Annotated in this window: 23 protein-coding genes, 3 tRNA genes and 1 other annotated feature; of the genes, 8 read left to right on the plus strand and 18 right to left on the minus strand. The window is 38.7% G+C overall.

Annotation, left to right across the window (positions count from 1 at the left end; genetic code table 11):
• Positions 1–2: 2 nt before the first annotated feature.
• The 12 genes from PW252_RS11075 to yfmF form a co-directional block, all read right to left on the minus strand.
• Entirely contained in the window at positions 3–647 is a 645-nt protein-coding gene (locus PW252_RS11075; RefSeq protein WP_248049137.1) for a hypothetical protein, read from the minus strand.
• 113 nt (positions 648–760) lie between these two features.
• Positions 761–1,429, minus strand: coding sequence for a response regulator transcription factor (locus PW252_RS11080; RefSeq protein ID WP_248049135.1), 669 nt, complete (start codon positions 1,427–1,429; stop codon positions 761–763).
• Positions 1,426–2,808, minus strand: a complete 1,383-nt coding sequence (locus PW252_RS11085; protein ID WP_248049133.1) for a HAMP domain-containing sensor histidine kinase — start codon at positions 2,806–2,808, stop codon at positions 1,426–1,428. Before PW252_RS11085 ends, PW252_RS11080 begins: the two co-directional genes overlap by 4 nt.
• 114 nt (positions 2,809–2,922) lie before the next feature.
• The gene (apf, locus tag PW252_RS11090; protein WP_248049131.1) at positions 2,923–3,492 is read right to left on the minus strand and encodes an aggregation-promoting factor; all 570 of its coding nucleotides are present in this window, start codon (positions 3,490–3,492) and stop codon (positions 2,923–2,925) included.
• A 289-nt stretch (positions 3,493–3,781) separates the two neighbouring features.
• The gene (apf, locus tag PW252_RS11095; RefSeq protein ID WP_248049129.1) at positions 3,782–4,489 is read right to left on the minus strand and encodes an aggregation-promoting factor; all 708 of its coding nucleotides are present in this window, start codon (positions 4,487–4,489) and stop codon (positions 3,782–3,784) included.
• A gap of 107 nt (positions 4,490–4,596) precedes the next feature.
• Positions 4,597–5,394, minus strand: a complete 798-nt coding sequence (locus PW252_RS11100; protein WP_248049127.1) for an energy-coupling factor transporter transmembrane component T family protein — start codon at positions 5,392–5,394, stop codon at positions 4,597–4,599.
• Positions 5,387–6,229, minus strand: coding sequence for an energy-coupling factor transporter ATPase (locus PW252_RS11105; RefSeq protein WP_248049125.1), 843 nt, complete (start codon positions 6,227–6,229; stop codon positions 5,387–5,389). The genes PW252_RS11100 and PW252_RS11105 overlap by 8 nt, the downstream gene beginning before the upstream one ends.
• Positions 6,205–7,041 carry an energy-coupling factor ABC transporter ATP-binding protein gene (locus PW252_RS11110; RefSeq protein WP_172050550.1) on the minus strand — a complete coding sequence of 279 codons (837 nt, stop codon included), beginning with the start codon at positions 7,039–7,041 and terminating at the stop codon, positions 6,205–6,207. The genes PW252_RS11105 and PW252_RS11110 overlap by 25 nt, the downstream gene beginning before the upstream one ends.
• Positions 7,041–7,580 carry a CDP-diacylglycerol--glycerol-3-phosphate 3-phosphatidyltransferase gene (pgsA, locus tag PW252_RS11115; protein ID WP_105118855.1) on the minus strand — a complete coding sequence of 180 codons (540 nt, stop codon included), beginning with the start codon at positions 7,578–7,580 and terminating at the stop codon, positions 7,041–7,043. The genes PW252_RS11110 and pgsA overlap by 1 nt, the downstream gene beginning before the upstream one ends.
• Before the next feature lie 12 nt (positions 7,581–7,592).
• Positions 7,593–8,429, minus strand: a complete 837-nt coding sequence (locus PW252_RS11120; RefSeq protein ID WP_248049123.1) for a helix-turn-helix domain-containing protein — start codon at positions 8,427–8,429, stop codon at positions 7,593–7,595.
• Between the two features lie 82 nt (positions 8,430–8,511).
• On the minus strand, positions 8,512–9,795 hold the full coding sequence (yfmH, locus tag PW252_RS11125; RefSeq protein WP_248049120.1) for an EF-P 5-aminopentanol modification-associated protein YfmH: 1,284 nt from the start codon (positions 9,793–9,795) through the stop codon (positions 8,512–8,514).
• On the minus strand, positions 9,792–11,045 hold the full coding sequence (gene yfmF, locus PW252_RS11130; protein ID WP_248049118.1) for an EF-P 5-aminopentanol modification-associated protein YfmF: 1,254 nt from the start codon (positions 11,043–11,045) through the stop codon (positions 9,792–9,794). Before yfmF ends, yfmH begins: the two co-directional genes overlap by 4 nt.
• A 76-nt stretch (positions 11,046–11,121) precedes the next feature.
• Here yfmF and yaaA point away from each other — a divergent pair, with 76 nt between their 5' ends.
• Both yaaA and recF read left to right on the plus strand, forming a co-directional pair.
• Positions 11,122–11,505, plus strand: a complete 384-nt coding sequence (yaaA, locus tag PW252_RS11135; RefSeq protein WP_105118859.1) for a S4 domain-containing protein YaaA — start codon at positions 11,122–11,124, stop codon at positions 11,503–11,505.
• A gap of 2 nt (positions 11,506–11,507) precedes the next feature.
• On the plus strand, positions 11,508–12,602 hold the full coding sequence (gene recF, locus PW252_RS11140) for a DNA replication/repair protein RecF (RefSeq protein WP_248049115.1): 1,095 nt from the start codon (positions 11,508–11,510) through the stop codon (positions 12,600–12,602).
• A 155-nt stretch (positions 12,603–12,757) separates the two neighbouring features.
• Here the strand turns inward: recF and guaB are convergent, their stop codons facing one another.
• Both guaB and trpS read right to left on the minus strand, forming a co-directional pair.
• Positions 12,758–14,239, minus strand: a complete 1,482-nt coding sequence (gene guaB / locus PW252_RS11145; protein ID WP_099809805.1) for an IMP dehydrogenase — start codon at positions 14,237–14,239, stop codon at positions 12,758–12,760.
• Between the two features lie 228 nt (positions 14,240–14,467).
• Positions 14,468–15,493 (minus strand): tryptophan--tRNA ligase, encoded by a 1,026-nt coding sequence (gene trpS / locus PW252_RS11150; RefSeq protein WP_248049113.1) that lies wholly within the window; start codon positions 15,491–15,493, stop codon positions 14,468–14,470.
• A 54-nt stretch (positions 15,494–15,547) separates the two neighbouring features.
• Positions 15,548–15,751 (minus strand) — a binding site (T-box leader).
• Between the two features lie 102 nt (positions 15,752–15,853).
• Between trpS and PW252_RS11155 the strand changes: the two genes are divergently transcribed.
• The 3 genes from PW252_RS11155 to PW252_RS11165 all read left to right on the plus strand — a co-directional run bounded on the left by PW252_RS11155 (position 15,854) and on the right by PW252_RS11165 (position 21,029).
• Entirely contained in the window at positions 15,854–16,726 is an 873-nt protein-coding gene (locus PW252_RS11155) for a YitT family protein (protein WP_248049111.1), read from the plus strand.
• Between the two features lie 64 nt (positions 16,727–16,790).
• On the plus strand, positions 16,791–18,413 hold the full coding sequence (locus PW252_RS11160; RefSeq protein WP_105124987.1) for an ABC-F family ATP-binding cassette domain-containing protein: 1,623 nt from the start codon (positions 16,791–16,793) through the stop codon (positions 18,411–18,413).
• Between the two features lie 36 nt (positions 18,414–18,449).
• A complete protein-coding gene (locus PW252_RS11165; protein ID WP_248049109.1) occupies positions 18,450–21,029 on the plus strand; it encodes a YfhO family protein in 2,580 nt (859 codons plus the stop codon).
• A gap of 77 nt (positions 21,030–21,106) precedes the next feature.
• Here PW252_RS11165 and PW252_RS11170 read toward each other — a convergent pair.
• Together PW252_RS11170 and PW252_RS11175 are read right to left on the minus strand one after the other, a co-directional pair.
• Positions 21,107–21,179: transfer RNA gene (locus tag PW252_RS11170), tRNA-Asn, on the minus strand.
• Positions 21,180–21,184: 5 nt separating this feature from the next.
• A tRNA-Glu gene (locus tag PW252_RS11175) sits at positions 21,185–21,256 on the minus strand.
• A 115-nt stretch (positions 21,257–21,371) separates the two neighbouring features.
• On the opposite strand from PW252_RS11175, the gene PW252_RS11180 reads away from it, so the two are divergent.
• Positions 21,372–21,445 (plus strand) — tRNA-Arg (locus PW252_RS11180).
• 7 nt (positions 21,446–21,452) lie between these two features.
• Here PW252_RS11180 and PW252_RS11185 read toward each other — a convergent pair.
• Positions 21,453–22,127, minus strand: coding sequence for a YoaK family protein (locus tag PW252_RS11185; protein ID WP_316716792.1), 675 nt, complete (start codon positions 22,125–22,127; stop codon positions 21,453–21,455).
• Between the two features lie 24 nt (positions 22,128–22,151).
• Complete coding sequence (gene rlmH, locus PW252_RS11190; RefSeq protein WP_105118495.1) at positions 22,152–22,631, minus strand: 23S rRNA (pseudouridine(1915)-N(3))-methyltransferase RlmH; 480 nt, start codon at positions 22,629–22,631, stop codon at positions 22,152–22,154.
• Positions 22,632–22,822: 191 nt separating this feature from the next.
• Here rlmH and PW252_RS11195 point away from each other — a divergent pair, with 191 nt between their 5' ends.
• A complete protein-coding gene (locus tag PW252_RS11195) occupies positions 22,823–23,998 on the plus strand; it encodes a S1C family serine protease (protein ID WP_248049105.1) in 1,176 nt (391 codons plus the stop codon).
• 65 nt (positions 23,999–24,063) lie between these two features.
• Positions 24,064–24,822 carry a ParB/RepB/Spo0J family partition protein gene (locus tag PW252_RS11200; RefSeq protein WP_105124974.1) on the plus strand — a complete coding sequence of 253 codons (759 nt, stop codon included), beginning with the start codon at positions 24,064–24,066 and terminating at the stop codon, positions 24,820–24,822.
• Positions 24,823–25,024: the final 202 nt, after the last annotated feature.

Consider the following 25,024-nt stretch of genomic DNA (forward strand, 5'->3'; position numbering starts at 1 on the left):
TCTTATTGTTTGGTGAAAGTGAGTTTATCTAGAGTTGTATCATTGGCATCAATTTCTGTCAAGGTTAGAGTAGTACCATTCAGGGCATATGTATCTGCTTCCCCGTCAATATAGGCAAGTTTTTTATCTAAGTCGAAAATCACTTGTTCAATATCCTGGTCCCCATCATTGTCAACTTCTGTCAATGTAGCTTGGTTTCCTTTTACAGTCAATGTGTAGGTATCATTGCCAGATATTGCTGTATAAGTGCCATCTAATTCAGAAGTGTCAACCAACTTTACACCGTAACTTGACGCAAGTTGACTTGCTGAAGCTGCATTTGTTACAGCTGTCGCAGCGTTTGTTGTAGCTGTTGATGAACTTACTGTAGATGATGAGCTTGCGGTTGCTACTACTTGCTGGTTATCGTCATCATAATCAACTATTCCAACCTGTTGCTCAATTTGGTTTTCCAAAGCCTCAAGTTTGTTTTCATACACCTCTGCAGCGACAAAGCCAATCGTAGTAAGTGCCAAGGCACCAACTGATAATAAGATAATCGATTTCTTGCTCATGCCTGCAACCTTATTTTTCACAGATTCCCATGCACCTGTTTTCTTATTTTCTGTCACTTCAATAATTTCTTGTTGTTGATGTTTGTTTTCCATTTGGTATTCCTCTGATTCAATTTATTTCTCAGCTCCTGCTGATAAGTCTATTATAGAGGACAATCTTGAACACTTTAGGGAAACTTTCTAAACAAATCTTAAACACTTTTAAATTAAGCGTTAAGTCGGTAGCCTGCTCCCCATACCGTTTCAATTAAATCGGCTCCCAGCTTATCTCGCAGACGATTGATATGGACAGCCACTGTGGCACTATCTCCAACATAATCATAGCCCCAAATGGTTTCAAACAGATGGTCTTTAGAGAAGACACGATTGGGATGCTTTGCCAGATAAACAAGCAACTCAAATTCTCGGTTGGGTAATTTGATTTCCTGATTATCCAAAGTCACCTTCCAATTATCCAAGAAAATAGTCATATTTCCAACCATCAATTCATTACTGCTATCATCCTTTTGGAAACGTTGATAGCGAGCCAAGTGGGCCTTGACACGCGCCACCAGCTCCATAGGATCAAAGGGTTTGCTGATATAATCATCCGCTCCCAAGCCCAAGCCTCTCACCACATCCATGGTTTCTTGTTTAGACGTGACCATCAAGATAGGAAAATCTACCTTATCCCGTAAATCTCGACATAAATCATAGCCAGTTTTGTTTGGAAGCATGACATCTAGCATCAGCAGAGCATAGTCCTCTTTTTTGAGTTGTTCCTCAACAAGTCCTCCATCATGGACCAAGTCCACTTGATAGCCCTGCATTTCCAGATAATCTCGCTCCAAATAAGCAATTTCTAGATCATCTTCCGCAATTAAAATCCGTGTCATGTCATATCCTTTCTCGGTAGTCTAAAGGTAAATCGAAGCCCCGGAGTTGCCTCAACAGACACACGACCACCCAATCTCTCAATAATGTTTTTTACGATAGCTAAACCTAAACCATGTCCTTCTACTTGTTGACGTGTATCATCTTCCCTGTAAAATTCTTCAAAAATCAAGTTAAGTTTATTCTTTTCTAGACCTTTTCCATTATCCGTAAAGGTCCAAACAACTTCTTGCCCCTGAATATGACCAGCAAGATTTATTTGCAGTGGGCTAACTGCTGCATATTTTCTAGCATTATCAACCAGATTGTCTAAAATTCGACGGAATTGAGTCGGATCAATCTCAACAGGCAAGTGTTCAGATAGATCCAGTTGGAACTGAACGCCTTCATCTACCAACTCAGCTGTTTTCTCTCTTACATATTCCTGTAAAAACGGAGACAGATCAAGTTGCACATTATCAAACGGCATTTTATCTGTTTGTAATTGTGAAAAGGCAAATAATTTTTCCAGTAATTTCTCCATCACCTGAGATTTTTGGTAAATAACCGTTAGATACTGATTGCGTTTTTCCTCCGTGTTAGCAATGCCATCCAAAATCCCCTTGGAATAGCCTTTGATCGAAGTCAAGGGTGTTCGCAAATCATGTGAAATATCCGCAACCATCTGGGTTCGTTTTTGCTCATACAGTCGATTTTTCTCACGGGCATCCAACAAGGAAGTCTGCATCTGATTGAACCCTTTGGTCAATTCCTCAAATTCCTTATCCCCCTGATAGGTCAAAGGCACTGTATAATCTCCCTGCTGGATACGGTCTACACCGCTGTGCAATTCATCCAAAGGACGCATGACCACACCTAGAAGACGACGAGTAAAGAAGAAATTAAGCACCACTATGATGACAATACCTGCCCCACCAACCAAGAAAAGTTGCAATAGAAAGGCTTGAAAATCTTGGCTGTCCTGTTGCTCCTCTAAATCTTCTAGAATGGCATACAAATAATATATTTGACCGTTTGCTGCAATCTTTCGACTAATGACAACTTCACCATCAGCATAGGAAGTACGGGTCGTAGATGAAACGGTCACTTCTGACAACTCATCAGCATCATCAGTAAGGTTTGAAAATAAAATCTCTCCATTACTTTCTACATACAGTTGGGCTCCATTTAAAGATAACGCATCTGCTAAACTTGCAAAATCTGTACCCGTAAACTTCTCTAGACTTTGTTGACTTGCTGCTGTCTTCTGACTGGTGGACTGCCAAGTCCCTTGGTTACGGTAAATACTATTCACCACATAGACACTGACGCCCAGCATAGCTATCAATGACAGGACCAGCATCATCATATTCAAGCGAAATATTCGTTTCTGTAAATTCATTCTTCTTCTCTTCTAGTCAATTTTTCCACATTATAAGCAAATTTACAGAATTTGTAAAGTTTAGAAACTTATATAACTAAAAAAGCCTAGCAAAACTAGACTTTCATAGATTTCTTAATACCAACCATTTGCCAACCAGAAGGCTTTAGCAGCTGACCATGAACCGTAGCGCTCTGCTACATAGGAATCTGCCACACGCTCTTGGTTTTCTGGTGAGTAATCACCATTCAAGTAAGTATTGGTTAATTGGTAGCGACCGATATAGATACCATTACGCGCATCGTAGCTACCGCTTGATTCCTTCATGGCAATCCATTCTTTTGCCGCTGCATCTTCAGCACTCAAGTTTGAAGTATATGAACTCGTGGTAGTGGTTGTCACTTCACTTGTTGTAACTGTTTCAGCTGCTGGAGCTTGCTCCACTGGTTTTTCTTCTGTAGCAGTAGAAGCTGTTTCACCAACTTCAATAGCCTGTCCAACATGGATTAGATTTGGATTGGAAATTTTATTTTGTTCTGCCAATTTCTCTACACTTGTATTGTATTTTGAGGCGATTGCTGATAAGGTATCACCAGATTGTACAGTATAGGTTTCCGCGCTAACAACACCAGCAGTCAATAAGGTTGCCCCTGCTACCAAGCCAGCGATTGTTGTTTTCAAGTTTTTCTTCAATGTAATATTCATAATAGTCACATTCCTTTCTCTTATGTATCTATCATACCCTCTGACTATTACTCTCACTTTGTAAATCTATTACAAATATTACAATGACATTGTGTTTACACTATAAAAGGTCTATTTTCGGGATTTTGGGACCCTTTTTATCAACATCATTTACAACATACTTTACAGAAATCCCTATCTTTTTGACAGTAGCTGTAAATAAAAAGGTCACAGTGGACCTTCTTTATCATGGGCACGGAAGTGAGAAAACAAATGAATGCCTAGGCTAAACCTAGACATCTCATTCATATCAATACCAACCATTTGCCAACCAAAACTGATAGGCTGCTGACCATGAACCATAGCGTTGCAGTACATACTCATCTGCTACACGCTCTTGGTTTTCTGGTGAATGATCACCATTCAAATAAGCATTACTCAATTGGTACCGTCCAATGTAAATACCATTAGTAACTGTATAGCTACCACCTGATTCTTTTTGAGCAATCCATTCTTTAGCAGTTGCATCGTCAACTGCTGCACCAGTTGAAACCGTAGCTACTTGAACCTGAGCTTGAGGAGTTGAAGTAACTTCAATTATGGATTCTTCCCTAGAGCTATCATAATATGTTTCGGTAACATCTGCCTGCTCAACATCTTTCGTCTCATCTACTGATGTTGATGTTGTTACATCTGAGGATTCAATAATTTGCGGTTCTTCAGAGGTAATTTCTATGACTTCTACTTGTAGCGGTTGAGAGTCTGTTTCCGATTTTAACAATTTATCGTATCCTAACTCAAAAACAGGACTGACAGCAACGTATTCTGTTGTAGACCCAGATCCACTACCAATCTTACTTATAGCATTGACCACATTATAGGGCGCATTTGACACCGCTCTTACAAGCTTGGTATAAGAATAGTTCCCTGTCAACATCAGTCCACATAAAACAAGAACTGAAATAACAATAACCCCTGCTATACCTTTGATAAACTTACTTATAAAACTCTTTTTCATCAAAAAGAACTATCCTCTATCTATTTATCATAACTATTCCTATCTTACTACCATTGTATTACTTTTTATTTAAAAAAATATTACAATTTGGTAAAACGCTTACTATTTTAAGAATTTTTAAATAAATATAGAGTTCCTGCCAAGACAATCATAATCAGAATAGCTAGGCTATCCATCTTCTTCCAAGCTAAAATACGGTACTTGGTCCGACCTTCTCCACCTTGATACCCACGCGCCTCCATTGCCGTTGCCAGAGCATCAGCCCTTTTAAAGCTTGATGCAAATAACGGAATTAAAATTGGAATAAGGGATTTTACCTTCTGAATAAGATTACCTTCATTAAAGTCCACTCCACGCGCCCTCTGCGCATTCATAATACGAGTAGTATCATCCATCAAAGTAGGCACAAAACGCAGGCTCATAGACAGCATCAGTCCAATCTCATGCACAGGAACCTTAAATCGCTTTAAGGGTGCCAGACCTGATTCAATACCATCTGCTAAACTGAGCGGTGTTGTCGTCAGGGTTAATAGGGTTGAAAAGAAAATAATCAAAACAAAGCGAACAAAAATAATTCCTGCTTGTTGCAAACTCTCTGAAGATACTTTAAAAATCCAAAACTCCCACAGAATTGTCACCCCGGGTGTAAAGAAAACCTGGAAAAAGGTTGTAAAGAGAATAATCCCAATCATTGGTTTTAAACCATTGATAAAGAAAGACAAACGGATACGTGATAAAACAACCAAGCCTAATACAAAACCAATCAATAACGCATTTGTTACCAGATTATTGGCCCAGAAAATCATTAAGAGAAAGCCAAACATGGCTAAGAGTTTACTTCTCGGATCCAAGCGATGAAGAATGGAATTCCCTGGAATATAGCGACCCAAAATCAATTTATCCATGCGTCACCATCCCTGTAAATTCTTCGATCGTAATCGGAAGACGTTCAAATACAAAACCTCTTCTCTCCAGATTAGCCGCAAACTTTGTAATCTTAGGCACTCCCAGTTGAATACTCTCCAAAAAATCAACCTCTTGAAAAATATCTGTTGGTTTACCAGAACCAATCAACTTTCCTTTCTCCATAATATAAACAAAATCAGCGTAATTAGCCACATCATCCATCAAATGAGTGACCAAAACAATGGTCATCCCAGACATATGAAGGGTCTTGAAAATAGACATTAATTCTTGACGACCAGCAGGATCCAGACCAGCTGTTGGCTCATCCAAGACCAAAACGCTTGGCTCCATGGCTAGGATACCGGCAATAGCTACCCGACGCATTTGACCACCTGATAACTCAAAGGGACTACGTTCAAACAAGCTCTCATCAATTCCAACCAAGGCCAGCTTTTCACGAGCAATCTGCTCAGCCTCTTTCTGAGAAACTCCAAAATTTTGCGGACCAAAAGCAACATCTTTTAAGACTGTTTCATCAAAGACTTGGCTTTCAGGAAATTGGAAAACAAGGCCAACTTTCTTCCTTACTTGCTTAATATCCTTATTTTCTGACGTCGCTGTAATCACAAAGTCATCAATAACCACTCTTCCCTCTGTCGGCACATTTAATCCATTCAAGAGTTGTAAAATCGTTGATTTCCCCGAACCCGTATGCCCAATAAGCGCCGTATAAGAGCCGTCAACAATCTCCAAATCCACACCAAATAGCGCACGTCCCTCAAAAGGCGTATCAGCTTGATAGGTGTAGCTTACTTCTTGGAGAGCAATTCCCATAAAGTTTCCTCTAATTCTTCCTCTGTAAAATAGCGAAGCGGTAAATCAAATCCAGCCTGACGCAAAGATGTAGCCAGTTCTGTCGTGAAAGGTTTATCTAAATCCAAGTCTGCTAAATCCTCCCGCATAAAAAGCTCCGTCGGAGTGCTGACTGACTCAACCTGACCTCGTTTCATCACAATAACACGATCACTTAAAGCCACCTCATCTAAATCATGCGTGATAGAGATAACCGTCATCCCATGCCGATCCTTAATCTCCTGAACAATTTTAATCAAATCAAGACGACCTTCTGGATCCAGCATGGATGTAGCCTCATCCAAAATGATAATTTTAGGACGCAAGGCCACCACTCCAGCAATAGCTACCCGTTGCTTCTGACCACCAGATAAACGAGCAGGCTCACGGGTTTTAAAATCAGCCATTCCAACCAATTCCAAGGCTTCATCTACCCGTTTCCGCATCTCTTCCAAGGCTATTCCTTGGTTTTCCAAACCAAAAGCAACATCATCTTCAACTGTAGCACCTACAAATTGATTGTCTGGATTTTGAAATACCATACCAATCAGGCGACGCTTATCCCAGACATTATCAACCGTTAGGACATCACCATCAATGATAATATCTCCAGACTCAGCTTCCAATAATCCATCAATCAAACGAACAGTTGTTGATTTCCCTGAACCATTATGACCGATGATGGACAACCATTCACCCTGTTTCACGTGAAACGAAACATCGTTTAAGGTATAATCCTCATCATCTTGACTATATTTATACTTAAGATTTTTTACTTCAATAATATTTGTCATCACTTAAACGTATCTTTGAATAAGAAAGATGCACCCTTGAAATAGTCATAACCTGAATAAAGGGTAAAGAAAAGTGCAATATAAAGCGTAATCTGACCCAACAAACTCCAATGCAAGAGCAGAAAAATCACCGCAAACATCTGGGAGAATGTCTTAATTTTACCTGGCATAGCTGCTGCCAAGACTGTTCCACCATTTTCAACCAAGAGCAAACGAAGACCTGTCACTGCCAATTCACGACAGATAATAATGGCTACCACCCATGCTGGAGCAAAACCAAGTTCCACCAACATAATGAAGGCAGACATAACCAAAATCTTATCAGCCATCGGATCTGCAAACTTACCAAAGTTTGTCACTACCTGCCACTTACGAGCCAAATAACCATCCAGATAATCCGTAATACTTGCTAGGGCAAAAATGACTGCCGCTAAAATATGGCTAATAGCTGACTGCCAGACAGTAAGAAGAAGGATAAAGATTGGAATAATCAAAATCCGTCCGACTGTCAAAGCGTTTGGAATATTTTCTTTTTTCATTGTGTTTCCTTTTTATTCAAATACTAGTCCAATAGAACCTGTATCACTCGTTAATGCTTTCGTATCCAATTGTTGACCGGCGATAGTAATATCTACCCCTTTCACTACACCTAAAACAAGATAGGCTTCGCTGGTGCCTTCTGGCAGACTAGTCGTAACCGTCGGATTTTCAGGAGAAAGTACCACTCCCTCTGCCAACTCTGTTCCGGATAAACTAATCCAGCTAGTAGCATCTTTAACCGAAAGGGTAACTTCTACTGGATAAACAGTTTCTGTAACAGTCGCTACAATGTAATCTCCACTACCTGAAATGCTAATATTCTTAGCAGAAATGCTACTTGACGAAGTTGTGGACTGCTCTGGTGTGCTTGTTTCAGAAGACGTACTTGTAGCAGTTTGCCCAACAACAGAGTAGGAAGTTTCCGAAGCAGGCAACACTTGATTTTGCATGCGGCTATATGCAATGTAGGTCACAAAAATAATGATGAAAGCTGAAGCAAGCAAGAGATAAATCAAGGGAAGAAAGGATTTATGATCTTTCTTTTTTACCCGATAGCTTCTTTTCAATTCTGCCGCTAAGATTTCCTCCTCACCTTCTTCACGATACTTTATCAAACTATTGCTATCGTAGGCTTCTAACAGAACATCCGCATCCAATTCTAAGGCATCTGCATAAACCGTTAAGACGTAATCAACATCCTCATCTTCAGAAATAGAATCAAAATCATTGTACTCCAATGCTTGCAAATACCTTGCATGGATTTTCGTCATTCTCTGCAAATCAACAAAGGTCCAACCTCGTGACTCACGCGCTGCTCTAAGTACCTCACCAATACTCTTTTGTCGCACTACTAACTCTCCCCTCTATTCACTAATATACAATACTCTATTCTAACAAAAATCTAAGGAAATTTCGATGAGTTAGGTCCTTTTATTTGGGAATAATCGTAAAATCAGTCATGTCACACTGACCAATAAAACGACGGCCTGCCTCCCTAATATCCTCTAAATTTATTTCTTCCACCAATTGTGGCAAATCAAATATATTCTCAACATCCGAATACTGAGCCACAAAGTGACTAGCTGTAAATTCCAAGGAATTCAAGCTACGGATAAAATCGCCATACATTTCATTCTTCAGCAGTTGCAAATGCTCATCATTGATATCCTCATCTCGTTCAAAATTGCGAACAGCCCTCATCAGCATACTCGACAAGGTAATAGGCTCCTGCGTATCACCAGAAATAACCAAATAATGATAGTCTGGAGTAACTTCTAGTTGAAACTGGAATGAGGAATCAATTTTCCCCTGTTCATACAGGTTCTGATAGCGTTTAGAAGTCCAACCGAACAACATGGCAAACAAAAGCTGTAAGCACAGGCGATACTGCTGCATTTCAGCAGGTTCAAATTCATCATTTCCCCGTAAACCAACTGCTAATTTTGGAGTAGATACTTCAAACTCTTCCATACGGTGCTGAAGAATAGGCAGTTTTTCAATTGCCTTTATATCAAACCTAGGCAGTTTTTCATCAAGTTGCGCTGCCTGATAGCTTGAAATCTGCTGCCATACCTGATCTAAATCAAAGTTACCAATGACGAATAAATTCATGTTGGACGGGTGATAAAACAGATCAAAATTCTCATACAAATCATCTGCTGTAATCTGCTCAATCGAAGCAACCGTACCAGCAATATCATGAGCCAAGGGAGTTTGAGGGTAAAGTGACCCTAAAATTCCTGTAAACAATCGATAATCGACATCATCTTGATACATTTCGATTTCTTGCTCGATAATCCCTTGTTCTCGTGCCACGTTTTCATCTGTAAAATAAGGTTGACGAACAAATGATTGTAACAAAGATAGGGCCGGTAACACATCCTGAGTTGTTGAAAATAGATAGCTGGTCTGTCTAAAACTGGTATAAGCATTGGCACTTGCACCAAATTTCGAAAACTCATTCATGACATCTTCTCCATCTTCCGTTTCAAACAACTTATGCTCTAAGAAATGTGCGATACCAGCAGGATAGCTACTAGACCTACCATCTTCAAAAAGAATATGGGTGTGTAAAGCTCCAAAATTTGTCGTTATCACTCCGTAAGTTTCATGAAAATCGGTCTTAGGCAAGAGAATGACTGTCAACCCGTTGTCAAGTTGTGTCTGATAGACAGGTTCTTTCATATACGGATACTTTTTCTCGATTAGTTTCATTCCTCTGTTCCCTCCATAAAGTAAACAGCCTGTAAATTTATCATCTTGCCCACTCGAACAATATCCTCAATTGACACCAACTTTACAGCTTCTATCCATTCTAACCATGTTAAATTACGTTCCCCCATACTTATCTGGTTGTAGGTCTGTTCTATCAAGTTATTCTGTCTATCTTGAGCTAGGGTTGCTGAGTGAATAAGCATATTCTTTGTCAACTCTAATTCATCCTCTGTAAACTTTCCGCGCTTCAAATCAAGAATCTGCTTACTAATCAGTTTCATAACCTTTAGACGGTCTCCACGGCTGATGCCTGCATAAACCTTCATCATTCCAGAAAAAATAGACACCTGACTTCCGATTGTATAGGCCAAACTCTCCTTTTCACGAATATTTACAAACAATTTAGAATGTGAAAAGGCACCGAGTAAACCATTAAAAACAACTAAGGCAGGGTAGTTTACATCATTGTAAAGGACTTGTAAATGATAAGCCAATTCTAAAATGGATTGTCTTGCCTGTTTGCGTTCGACCTTCTCGCGAGTAACCTTTGAATAATTCTGCTGATATTCTAATTCTAACTTAGGTTTTCTATAAGTAAATTTGAAGGTTTCCAATTTTTCTCGAACCAAGTCCTGATTGACAGTTCCAATGACAAAGATGTCAATCTTATCTACCCGCAACATATTCCGATAGATTTTAAATACCGATTCTGCTGTTTCTTGCTCAACTAAGTCTAGACGACTAACCCGCGGAATTTGTAAGGCCTCATCTTGATAAAATAACCTATTCAATTCAACATCAGCATGGTAGAAATTATCTTCTACCTCCGACTCAAGAAAATTGATTAAATTCTTTTTCTCCACTTCAAAGATTTTCTGATCAAACCCCTGACCTTGCTTGAGAGGACGAAATAGGCAGGCATATAAAAAATCAAGAATTGCTAAGGTAATATCTTCATTATTAGGCAAATAACATGGATTGACGTAAGAAATGGTCAAATCAACTAGATGTACACGACCACGTTTAGCAACAGACGTTGAGAAATGTGCTCCGTATAGCTCTGCCAACCGTCTACGCATCGCCTGAGCCGTTGGATAATCTTGGTTGCCCATTTCCAGAATATTAGCAACTAGCACACGTCCTGCTACCGTCGCCTCATTCATCTCGGCTGCAAAACGCACTTTTATTCTATTTGTAGTAAACTGATCTGTTTCAATAAAATGCAAATCAATTCCTTCTTGTAATTTCATCTTCTTCCTCTTTCAAACATTGTACCTTCCATTATATCATTTTTCTGTGATATAATATTCTGTAACGAGGTGACTTATGGAATTTAAATTATTTGATGACTACATCACATTACAAGCATTACTAAAAACAACTGGTATTCTACACTCAGGAGGGGCCATTAAAGGTTTCCTTGAAGAAAATACCATCCTTTTTAACGGAGAAGACGAAAAAAGACGAGGTAAAAAAATCCGCATCGGTGATATTATCACGCTACCTGACCACAACATTAGTATCACAATCGTTGGACCTAGTGCAGAAGAAATACAGCAACACCAAGAAGAACAAGCTGAAAAAGAACGTGTGGCTGCAATCGTTAAAAAGTTAAATCAAGAAAATAAAAAGAATAAGAAACAGGTAAAAACTCCTAAAAAAGTAACTAAAAATACTGAAAGAAAACCTGTTCGTTTCCCTGGTATGTAAACATGTGGCTTGAAACATTAGCATTACGGCACTTTCGCAATTACAGTCAACAAGATATTGAGTTCAACAAGGGGCTTAATGTCTTTTTGGGTGAGAATGCCCAAGGTAAAACCAATATTTTAGAAGCTATCTATTTTTTAGCCTTGACACGCAGCCACCGTACCCGAACAGACAAGGATTTACTACAATTTCAAGAAAAGGAATTGACCATATCCGGTTTACTCCATCGGACAAATGGTAAAGTTCCACTTGACATACAGTTGACAGAAAAGGGACGGATAACCAAGGTCAACCATCTCAAACAAGCCAAGCTTTCCAACTATATTGGCCACATGAATGTTGTTCTCTTCGCCCCTGAAGATTTACAGCTGATTAAAGGTGCCCCTGCTTTGAGAAGAAAGTTCATTGATGTCGAATTAGGGCAAATCAAGCCACTCTATCTTGCTGACTTGACTAACTACAATCATACTCTCAAGCAACGCAATGCCTACCTAAAATCCTCTGATAAGGTTGATGAAACCTTTCTATCTGTACTTGATCAACAGCTTGCTGAATATGGCAGTCGAGTTATTCAACACAGGCTTGATTTCCTTAAAAAACTAGAGGAATTTGGAAATAAAAAAGTTCAGGAAATCTCTGATCAAAAAGAAAAATTAACCATCGAATATCAATCTTCTATACACTTTACAAATACTGACAACTTAATTGACACATTATTGACAGAAATAGAAAAATCCCGTAAACGTGACCTATTCAAAAAAAATACAGGTGTTGGTCCGCATCGTGATGATATTGCCTTCTTCATAAATGGTATGAATGCTCATTATGGTAGCCAGGGACAACATCGTAGTCTTGTTTTGTCGCTCAAACTTGCTGAAATCGAACTGATGAAGGAAATCACTAGAGAATACCCAATTCTACTTTTAGACGATGTTATGAGTGAGCTAGATAACAATCGACAAATCAAACTACTAGAAACCATTACAGATGCTATTCAAACCTTTATCACTACAACATCTTTGGATCATTTACACAAGCTACCAGATAGTTTAAAAATCTTTCATATCCAGTCTGGCACTATCGTTGAAAGCAAGTAACTGATTTTATATTCAGTTACTTTTTTATTACTTCGTAAACTAGCTTTTCCTAGCTCCAATTGTAGTTTCAACTCTTCACATAGAACTAAAAAAATTACAACTTTGTCAACTACGTTTACAAAACAGTAAAGACCCTGTCAATCAGGGTCTTATTCTTATTGTACTGAATAGTTTGGAGCTTCATTTGTAATTTGAACATCGTGTGGGTGGCTTTCTTTCAAACCAGCACCCGACATTTCGATGAATTGAGCATTTTCATGTAATTCAGTCAAATTACCCGCACCTACATAGCCCATACCTGAGCGAAGTCCGCCAACCATTTGGAAAATCATATCTGCAACAGATCCTTTATAGGCCACACGTCCTTCAATTCCTTCTGGAACAAGCTTGTTGGCTTCATTGACAGATGCTTGGAAGTAACGGTCTTTTGAACCTTGTTTCATGGCTGCAATAGAGCCCATGCCACGATAGGTCTTGAACTTACGACCTTGGAAGATTTCTGTTTCACCTGGTGCTTCATCCGTTCCAGCGAACATAGAGCCAAGCATGACAGCATGACCACCAGCTGCAAGAGCCTTGACAATGTCACCTGAATACTTGATACCACCATCAGCAATGATGGTTTTACCATATTCACGAGCAACACCTGCCGCATCGTAAATAGCTGTCACTTGCGGTACGCCGACACCTGCGATAACGCGAGTGGTACAGATTGAACCTGGACCAATACCGACCTTGACAACATCAACACCAGCCTCATAAAGGGCACGTGCACCTTCAGCTGTGGCAATGTTGCCGGCAATCAAGGTACGAGTTGGGAAGTGTTCGCGGATTTCTTTGATCTTACGCAAAACACCAGCTGAATGACCATGAGCTGTATCGATGACAATCGCATCTGCACCTGCTTCAAAGAGAGCTTCAGCACGTTCAAAGGTATCAGAAGTAACGCCCACAGCACCCGCAACCAAAAGACGACCAAATTCATCCTTGGCAGCATTTGGGAACTCAATCACTTTTTCAATATCCTTGATAGTAATCAAACCTGACAAACGACCATTTTCATCGATCAGTGGCAATTTTTCAATACGATGTTTGTGAAGAATAGCTTCAGCAGTCGCTAAATCTGTTCCAACTGGCGCTGTTACCAAGCCGTCACTGGTCATATTGGTAGAAATTGGTTGTGAGTAGTCTGAGATAAAGCGCATATCGCGGTTGGTGATAATCCCAACTAACTTACGGTTTTCCATCGTTTCTACAATCGGCACACCTGAAATGCGATAAGTGCCCATCAACTTTTCAGCTTCAGCGATGGTATGCTCTGGAGTTAAGAAGAATGGATCAATAATGACACCATTTTCAGAACGTTTTACCTTACGAACTTCTTCAGCCTGCTCTGTAATAGACATATTCTTATGGATAACTCCCAAACCACCTGCACGCGCCATAGCAATGGCCATTTTGCTATCCGTTACTGTATCCATAGCCGCAGAAATAATCGGAAGATTTAACGTCAAGTTAGGTGCTAATTGTGTTTTTAAATCAATATCATGTGGCAATACATGACTTTCAGCCGGAATGAGTAATACATCATCAAAGGTAAAGCCTTTTTTCAAAAATTTAGTGTCCCAGTTTGACATTTTCTTCCTCTTTTCTTTTTTATTACTAGCTATCGCTATAATTATTTTATTTATGATAACATTTTGAAATCATTTGTCAAATATTATTCGCATTAAATTAGGTAATCATAAAAATTCAGAAAATTCTTTACCACTTTCTTTTAGAAAGTCGAACGTTTGTTTTTTACTTTATTATAAAACAAATGAAAAAAGCAACGTTTTTTAGACATTGCTCTTTTATCGTTAACCTTATTTAAAATAGTTAATTCCCATAGCATCCTTGACTTGATCCAGAGTTGTTGCTGCGACCTGGCGAGCTTTTTGGCTACCTGCTTCTAACATAGCATAGACCTGTCCCATGTCCTTAGCAAATTCAATTCGACGCTCTCGGATTGGTCCCAACTCACGTTCTAAGATATCAAGAAGATAGCGTTTTGTTTTCACATCACCCAAGCCACCACGCTGGTAGTGCTCCTTCATAGCCTCAATCTCAGCTTTATCTTCTTCACGTCCGAAAACATCAAGATAATGGAAAACCATGTTTCCTTCAATCTGACCTGGATCTTCTACACGGATATGGTTTGGGTCTGTGTACATGGACATGACTTTCTTCTTGAGCGTATCCATATCATCTGCTAGGTAGATACCATTTCCAAGCGACTTAGACATCTTAGCATTTCCATCCAAACCTGGCAAGCGACCTGCTGCCTCATTTTCAGGATAAATCCCTTCCGGTTCCACTAAAATATCGGTTTGGTAAGCATGGTTGAAACTACGAACGATTTCGCGGGTCTGCTCAATCATGGGTTTCTGGTCATTTCCAACAGGGACAAAATTTGCCTTGAAGGCTGTGATATCCGCAGCTTGTGAAACTGGATAAACCAAGAAACCTGCTGGAATTCCTTCGCCAAATCCCTTCTGAGCAATCTCCGTCTTCACTGTCGGATTGCGTTCCAAACGAGCAACAGATACCAAGTTCATGTAGTACATTGTCAATTCTGCTAATTCAGGAATTTGACTTTGAATGAAAATAGTTGTCTTAGCTGGATCTAGACCCGCTGCTAGATAGTCTAGGGCCACATTACCAACTGACTCGATAATCTTTTGTGGCTCTTTAGCATGGTCTGTCAGAGCTTGCTGGTCAGCCAAAAATACAAAAAGCTCGTGCTGTCCAGCATCTTGCAGTAGGACACGATTTTTCAAAGAGCCAACATAGTGGCCGATATGGAGTTTACCTGTTGGACGATCTCCTGTCAAAATAATTGGTTTGGTCATCAGTTCACCTCATCTGATAAAGTTCATAGAAAAAGCCCCACACAGAAAAAACTGTGCAAGGGCGTCTTGGACACGGTGCCACCTTACTTAAGAGCAACTGCTCCTATCTTAATGCACATAAGGCCTGCTAGCCGAATCCTTATTGGTTCGAATTCCTTGTAAAATCAGTCCATTCACTAATCACCATTACCTGTTCACAGCAACCACAAGCTCTCTAAAAATGGAAGATTACCTACTCTTCTGATTGAATACCATTATACCTCTTAAAAATTAGAAAGTCAATACTTCCAAGCCTTGACGATAAGCTAGATTTTAGGGATAATATAAATTGCATTCTATGAAATCAAAGAAGGAGAAATAATGAAAGAACGGATTAAAGATTTTGCTTATGTGACCCTTGGTTCCATCGTTATGGCTATCGGTTTTAACAGTCTATTTTTAGAAAATAATATCGTTTCTGGAGGAGTAGGAGGACTAGCCATCGCTCTCAATGCCCTGCTAGGCTGGAACCCTGCCGAGTTTGTCCTCTACTGCAATATTCCCTTACTCATTATTTGTTGGATTTTTCTAGGAAAATCTGTCTTTGTCAAAACCGTTTACGGCTCCTTAATTTATCCATTTTGCATCAAGTTGACAGCTGGTTTACCAAACTTGACAGATAATCCTTTACTTGCTGCTATTTTTGGTGGGATTATCCTTGGATTTGGACTGGGACTTGTCTTTCGTGGAAACTCATCTACCGGTGGTACCGGTATCCTTATTCAATTGATTCATAAATACACTCCCCTATCACTAGGAGTAACAATGGCTATTATCGATGGCATTATCGTTGGACTTGGTTTCATCGCTTTTGATCCAGATACTGTCATGCATTCGATTATTGCCCTCATGACCATTACTTACATTGTCAACCGCATGATGTCCGGTACCCAATCATCTCGAAATGTCATGATTATTTCCCATAAATCTAGCCAAATCAAAGACTACATCACAAAGGTGGCAGATCGTGGTGTAACAGAGTTTCCTGTTGTCGGGGGATTTACAGGTGTTGACAAGCGTATGTTGATGACCACCATCTCTATTCCAGAGATGCAAAAATTGGAAACAGCTATACTAGAAATCGATGAAGCTGCTTTTATGGTTGTTATGCCTGCCAGTCAAGTTCGTGGACGTGGTTTTAGCTTACAAAAAGACCATAAACATTACGATGAAGATATTTTAATTCCAATGTAATTCATTGAAAATTCAAGTTCTTTCTAGTACAATTAAACTAATAGACAGAAATAGAGGAGAAACTATGCTTACAGTATCTGATGTGTCGCTTCGCTTTAGCGACCGCAAATTATTTGATGATGTCAATATTAAATTTACAGCTGGAAACACCTACGGTTTAATTGGTGCCAACGGTGCTGGTAAATCTACATTCTTGAAAATCCTTGCAGGTGACATTGAGCCTTCAACAGGTCATATCTCCCTTGGACCAGACGAGCGTTTATCTGTTCTTCGTCAGAACCATTTCGACTACGAAGATGAGCGCGTGATTGACGTCGTTATCATGGGAAATGAGCAACTTTACAGCATCATGAAAGAAAAAGATGCCATCTACATGAAAGAAGATTTTTCTGATGAAGATGGTGTCCGTGCTGCTGAATTAGAAGGTGAATTTGCTGAACTTGGTGGCTGGGAAGCAGAAAGTGAAGCTTCACAATTGCTCCAAAACCTTAATATTTCAGAAGACCTTCACTACCAAAACATGAGCGAATTGACCAACGGTGAAAAGGTCAAGGTTCTCTTGGCCAAGGCCCTTTTTGGTAAACCTGATGTGCTTCTCTTGGACGAGCCGACCAACGGTTTGGACATTCAATCCATCAACTGGTTGGAAGATTTCCTGATTGACTTTGAAAATACAGTTATCGTTGTATCCCACGACCGCCACTTCCTCAACAAAGTATGTACCCACATGGCCGACCTTGACTTCGGTAAAATCAAGATTTTCGTTGGTAACTACGACTTCTGGAAACAATCAAGTGAATTGGCTGCTCGTTTGCAAGCAGACCGTAACGCAAAAGCAGAAGAAAAAATCAAGGAATTACAAGAATTCGTTGCCCGCTTCTCTGCCAATGCCTCAAAGTCTAAACAAGCAACCTCTCGTAAAAAGATGTTGGATAAAATTGAGTTGGAAGAAATTATCCCTTCTAGCCGTAAATACCCATTTATCAACTTCAAATCTGAACGTGAAATCGGTAATGACCTCTTGACAGTTGAGAACTTAAAAGTTGTCATTGACGGTGAAACCATTTTGGACAATATCAGCTTTATCCTACGTCCAGGTGATAAGACGGCCCTCATTGGCCAAAACGACATCCAAACAACTGCTCTCATTCGTGCTCTTATGGGAGATATCGAATACGAAGGTACTGTCAAGTGGGGTGTCACTACCAGTCAATCTTACCTACCAAAAGACAACAGCCGTGATTTTGACACCAACGAATCTATCCTAGACTGGCTCCGTCAATTTGCTAGCAAGGAAGAAGATGATAATACCTTCTTGCGTGGTTTCTTGGGCCGTATGCTCTTCTCTGGCGATGAAGTGAACAAACCTGTCAATGTCTTGTCAGGGGGCGAAAAGGTGCGCGTGATGTTATCTAAACTTATGCTCCTCAAATCAAATGTCTTGGTATTGGATGACCCGACCAACCACTTAGACTTGGAATCTATTTCCAGTCTAAACGATGGTTTGAAAGCCTTCAAAGAGTCCATCATCTTTGCTAGCCATGACCATGAATTTATTCAAACTTTAGCAAACCACATCATTGTTATCTCTAAAAATGGCGTGATTGACCGCATTGACGAAACCTATGACGAATTCTTGGAAAATGCTGAAGTACAAGCAAAAGTACAAGAACTTTGGAAAGCATAATAAAAAGGCGATTTACTCGCCTTTTCTTTTAAATATATGAGAAAAATATTTACAAAAAAATCTACCTATTACCTCCTATCTTTTTTGATTCCTCTAGGAATTATTTCCCTTGTCCTAGCTTTTCAAGGCATTTGGTGGGGAAGTGATACAACCATTTTGGCTAGCGATGGCTTCCATCAATATGTCATTTTTAATCAAACGTTACGCAATACTTTACACGGTGATGGTTCTCTTTTTTATACCTTTACAAGTGGATTAGGCTTGAATTTCTATGCCTTATCTTCTTACTATCTAGGTTCCTTTCTATCACCTATTGTGTTCTTCTTTGATTTGCAATCCATGCCAGATGCTCTCTATCTTGTCACTGTTGTCAAGTTTGGATTGATAGGTTTGTCAACCTATTTTAGCTTGAAAGGGATACATAAAAAACTTGAACCTTCCTGGGCACTTCTTCTTTCCACTTCCTACTCATTGATGAGCTTTTCTACCAGTCAATTAGAAATCAATAGCTGGCTAGATGTCTTTATTCTTATTCCAATCATCCTTTTAGGTTTACAACGATTGGTAGAAGGAAAAAATCAGGTTATTTACTATATAGCCTTAACTTGCTTGTTTGTTCAAAACTACTACTTTGGCTATATGGCTGCCATTTTTCTAGCACTGTGGGCACTTGTTCAATTATCTTGGTTAGAAAAAAACAGGATAAAAATATTCATAAACTTTACAGTTGTGTCAATTTTATCGGCACTAACTAGTATGTTTATGCTACTTCCTACTTATCTAGATTTGAAAACGCACGGTGAAACATTTACAAAGATTGTCAATCTAAAAACGGAAGACTCCTGGTATTTGGATTTCTTTGCAAAGAATTTAGTCGGTAGTTTTGACACAACAAAATTTGGTTCCATTCCCATGATTTATGTAGGGTTACTGCCACTTTTATTGACTATCCTATTCTTTACTTTGAAAGACATAAGATGGCAGGTTAAGTTGTCCTATGGATTGTTGCTAATAACCATCTTAGCCAGTTTCTATTTACAGCCTCTCAATCTATTCTGGCAGGGAATGCATGCTCCTAACATGTTTCTATACCGCTATGCATGGGTCTTATCGACCATCCTTATCTACCTAGCTGCAGAAACAATTATACGATTAAAGCAAGTTTCTATTAAAAGCCTCTATGGAAGCATCTCGGTTATATTACTAGGTTTTCTACTAACTTATCTATTTAAGCAGAACTATGAATTCTTACAAGATGTAAACTTTCTATTGACAGTTGAATTTCTAATTCTTTACATTGTCCTATTTTGGCTCCTTTTGCATCGAAAGCTATCTGCTAAATGGATTGCTACTATTTTTCTATTCTTTGGCTTATTTGAAATCGGTATTCATACTCACTATCAAGTACAGGGATTATCTGAGGAATGGCATTTTCCAAGTCGTTCAAACTATGAAGAAAAATTGACAGATATTGACAAGCTTGTCAAGTCAGCAAAGTCTGATAATACTGCTTTCTATAGGACTGAAAGATTGTTACCTCAAACAGGCAATGATAGTATGAAGTACAACTACAATGGTATTTCTCAATTCTCTTCTATTCGCAATAGAGCTTCTAGCTCTGTCCTTGATAAATTAGGTTTTCGTTCAGATGGGACCAATCTTAACCTCCGCTATCAAAATAATACCATCATTGCTGATAGTCTATTTGGCATAAAATACAATCTAGCAACTCTTGATCCAAATAAATTTGGTTTTTCACTTTATCAAAGTAGTGATAAAATGAACTTGTATGAAAATAGTTTTAATCAAGGTCTGGCTATTCTCACCAATCAAGTTTACAAGGATGTAAAGTTTACAAACCTCACACTTGATAATCAAACAAATTTCCTCAATCAGCTATCTGGTGTAAACCATAAATATTACTACAGCATTCCAATCACTTCATCTCAATATGCGACTGAATTAGGAAATCGTATCACTGTTAATAAAGTAAATGAGGAAACGAGTGCTAAAGTTAGTTATACATTAACAGTGCCTGCAAATAGTCAAGTCTATCTTAATTTACCAAAAATAACGTTCTCAAATGAGAACCATAAGAAAGTTGTCATCTCTGTCAATAATCAGTCAACTGAGTTTACATTAGATAATGCTTTTTCATTCTTTAATGTTGGTGATTTCCCTGAAGAACAGGTAGTAAAGGTTGACATTCACTTCCCTGAAAATAATCAAGTTTCCTTCGATAAACCACAGTTTTATCGTATCGACTTACTTGCTTTCAAAGAAGCTGCTTCTATTCTAAAAGAAAAGAAAGTCGCAACCAAAACCGAAGGAAACACGGTCACTATTGACTTTGAAACAGAAAATGAAGCTTCGCTTCTTTTAACCCTACCCTACGATAAAGGATGGTCTGCAACAATTGATGGAGAACCAGTAAGTATTCAAAAAGCGCAAAGTGGTTTTATGAAAGTTGATGTCAAGCCTGGGCAATCACAAGTAATTCTTACCTTTACACCTCAAGGATTTTACCTAGGTCTAATTATTTCTATATGCGCTCTCATTCTTTTTACTAGCTACCAAATTTTTAGACATAAGTACAACAAAAACATCTCAGTATGAATGAATTACTGAGATGTTTTCTTTTTAATTTTTAAAAATAGAACCTTGATTTCTCAAGGTTTCCTAGTCTTTATTTACTCCGCCAACAGGGCTCGAACCTGTGACATCATGATTAACAGTCATGCGCTCTACCGACTGAGCTATGGCGGAAAGAATAGTCCGTACGGGATTCGAACCCGTGTTACCGCCGTGAAAAGGCGGTGTCTTAACCCCTTGACCAACGGACCATTTTTTCAGAACAATAATTAGTATAATACACCGATAATTTTTTGTCAATAGTTTTTTTAAAACTTTTTGTACTATTGACAGAGTTAATCGTTTAATGTACAATTAAGTAGTTAAGGTTCCATAGCTCAGCTGGATAGAGCATTCGCCTTCTAAGCGAACGGTCGCAGGTTCGAATCCTGCTGGAATCATATTGATCTATCTTAGGATAGGTCTTTTTTCTTGCCATAATTGATAGTTGATATAGAGGACTGGTAAGAGAATACCGATTAAAGCATACTCTTTAAACTGAAAGGATAGCTGCGTTGCACTTATAACACCAAGCATAAAACCAATAATCGTAAGTAAAATATTTCTTCCTGTCTTTTTCAGCTCTGCATCCCGTTCAATCATGCCTTTAAACCAGAGATAAGCTGCATTCTTTACATTTCCAGTCATCATGACATTGGCATAGGGAGCACCTCTCAACCTTCTAAAAGTTTCTACCTGAATAGAGGCTACAAAAGCCAAACTAGCGATGGTGAAAGAAGCAGGCATAAAAGGAGATAAAAAAATTGTCAAAAGAATGCAAATCAGCATGATCAAGCTACTACCAAAGTGCCAGGACCAAGATTGTTTTTCAAAATACCTTCTAGCTAAATAAGTGAAAAATTGACCAAATACAAAAAATAGAATTGGAATACAAAAGTTTGCTACCTGAACAAAATCCCCCTTGGCCATATAATAGGCAAGAGAAATCACATTGCCAGATTGTACACCAGCAAAACGACCACCTTGGGTCACGTAGGTAAAGGCATTGAGATAACCACTAATAAAGGTCAAGCAACAAGCTACCCGCAAGCCTTCAAAAACACGATAATCTTTCTGCTTCATGCTAACTCCTTGTTTCACGTGAAACTATTTATGGTAGGGACTGCCTTGTTGAATCATAAAGGCGCGATAAATTTGCTCGATAAGAACCAACTTCATTAGTTGGTGAGGGAGGGTCAATTGTCCAAAACTCATCAGTAAATTGGCTCTTTTTTTCACTTGTGGATCCAAGCCAAGACTGCCACCGATAATAAAAGTAATATCAGAATAGCCACTCACTGTAATGTCAGCTAGTTTCTTGCTAAATTCTTCAGAGGGAAACTGCTTTCCTTCAATAGCTAAGGCAATGACATAATCACGTTCACCAATTTTAGCCATAATTCGCTCAGCTTCCTTTTTCAATATCTGCTCATTTTCTGCCTGACTAGCCTTATCTGGCGTCTTCTCGTCAGCCAGTTCAATCAGTTCCAACTTTGTAAAACGACCTAAACGTTTACTATATTCGGCAATACCATCTTTAAGGTATTTTTCTTTCAATTTTCCAACGGTTATCAATTTTATTTTCATAAAAATATTGTAACATATCCACAGGTTTCTGCTAGTAGATAATCCGAAAAAATCTCAGAATTTCAAAGCAAATTCACATTATTCACATAGTTATCCACAGGTTGTGGATTGATTTTTGAAAACTTTAAGCTATAATTAAGAAAGTAAGAGTAATCTTAAGGAAAATGTAAGAAAGGAAAAGGATCCTCTATATGAAAAAATATTTGAAATTCACCATTCTATTTGTAGTGGGCTTCGTGGGCGGATTAGCCGGTGCATTGACAGCATCCATCTTTCAACCACAAGTTCAGCAAGCTAGCTCTGCCATTACCAGTGTTAGCAATGTCCAATATGATAATGAAACATCGACAACCAAAGCTGTTGAAAAAGTACAAAATGCTGTTGTTTCCGTCATTAACTATCAAACTGCAGCAAGTAATAGCCTGAGTGCGATTTTTGGAAATATTGCTAGTTCCGACGAATTAGCAGTAGCTGGTGAGGGATCTGGGGTTATATATAAGAAAGATGGTAATAATGCCTATATCGTAACCAATACCCACGTAATCAATAATGCTGAAAAAATTGATATCCTTCTTGCTTCTGGAGAGAAAGTGGCAGGGGAATTAGTGGGTGCTGACACCTACTCTGACATAGCTGTTATCAAAATAACTGCAGACAAGGTGACAGCAGTAGCTGAATTTGCGGACTCAGACACCATTAAGGTTGGTGAAACAGCTATTGCAATCGGTAGCCCACTGGGTAGTGTCTATGCAAATACTGTCACACAAGGAATTATTTCTAGCCTCAGTCGTACTGTCACCTCTCAGTCTGAAGATGGGCAAACCATTTCAACCAATGCTATTCAAACAGATACAGCTATTAACCCAGGTAACTCTGGTGGACCACTCATCAATATTCAAGGTCAAGTGATTGGAATTACTTCTAGCAAAATTTCCTCCAGTTCTTTGACTAGTTCTGGTGTTACAGTTGAAGGTATGGGATTTGCAATTCCTTCCAACGATGCGGTGACCATTATCAATCAACTAGAAACAGATGGTAAGGTCAGTCGACCTGCTCTGGGTGTTCACATGGTTAACTTGACAGATTTGTCAACTATTCAACTTGAAAAAGCAGGACTTTCCAATACTGAATTAACATCTGGTGTTATCGTTGTTTCTACACAAGCAGGCCTACCAGCAGATGGAAAATTTGAAACCTATGATGTTATTACTGAAATTGACGGAGATGTCATCGAAAATAAGAGTGATTTACAAAGTGCACTTTATAAGCATCAGGTCGGAGATACCATTAGCATCACCTATTATAGAAACAATAAGAAAGAAACTGTTGACATCAAGTTGACACACTCTACCGAACAACTTCAATAATAGTAGTATCTAAACTAGACTTTACATGATTGTAAAGTCTGTTTTTTTTTGCTAAAATGAACATTATGGAAGAACTACGTACTATCAATATTTCAGATATCCAGCCAAATCCTTACCAACCAAGAATACATTTTGACCAAAATAAGCTAGAAGAATTAGCTCAGTCTATAAAAGAAAACGGATTGATCCAACCAATCATTGTAAGAAAGTCGTCCATTATTGGTTATGAACTATTAGCAGGTGAGAGAAGATGGAGAGCTAGTCAATTAGCTGGATTAACAGCAATTCCCGCTATCGTCAAAGAATTGAGTGATGATGATTTGCTCTATCAAGCAATCATTGAAAATTTACAGCGTTCAGATTTAAATCCTATCGAAGAAGCAACATCCTATCAAAAACTACTCAGCAAGGGATTGAAGCATGATGAAATTGCTCAAATCATGGGAAAATCAAGACCTTATATCAGTAACTTACTACGTTTATTAAATCTTTCTAAAGAAACACAGCAAGCAATAAAAGAAGGAAAAATTTCGCAAGGCCACGCGCGTCAGTTAGTTGCATTTTCAGAAGTAAAGCAAGCTACTTGGGTTCAGGAAATCATCGAAAAAGATCTAAGTGTGCGGGCTCTTGAAAAAATTCTATCCAAGAAGAAAAAAATAAAGACACAACCAAAAAATCAATTTCTAAAAGAACAAGAAAACATTCTCAATCAACTTCTAGGAACCTCCACAAAAATTCTTCAGAAAAAAAATGGCAATGGAGAAATTCGAATCAGCTTTAATAGCCTTGAAGAATTTGAGCGAATTATCAACAATTTAAAATAAGCCTGTTTATAGAATATTTTCATAAACACTTTTTTCCACAATTAAAAAGACAAAGAAAGCTAGAATCTACACAGGTTCTAGCTTTTATTCACATCCTGTGGAAAACTTTTATGAACATTGTGGATTTTAAAAAATATCTGTGGAAAACTTTTACTTTTTATGGTACACTATTCTAGCCAATAGAAAATGAGAGGAGGAAAAT

It is taken from the genome of Streptococcus sp. 29887, assembly GCF_032595075.1.
Lineage (GTDB): Bacteria > Bacillota > Bacilli > Lactobacillales > Streptococcaceae > Streptococcus > Streptococcus iners.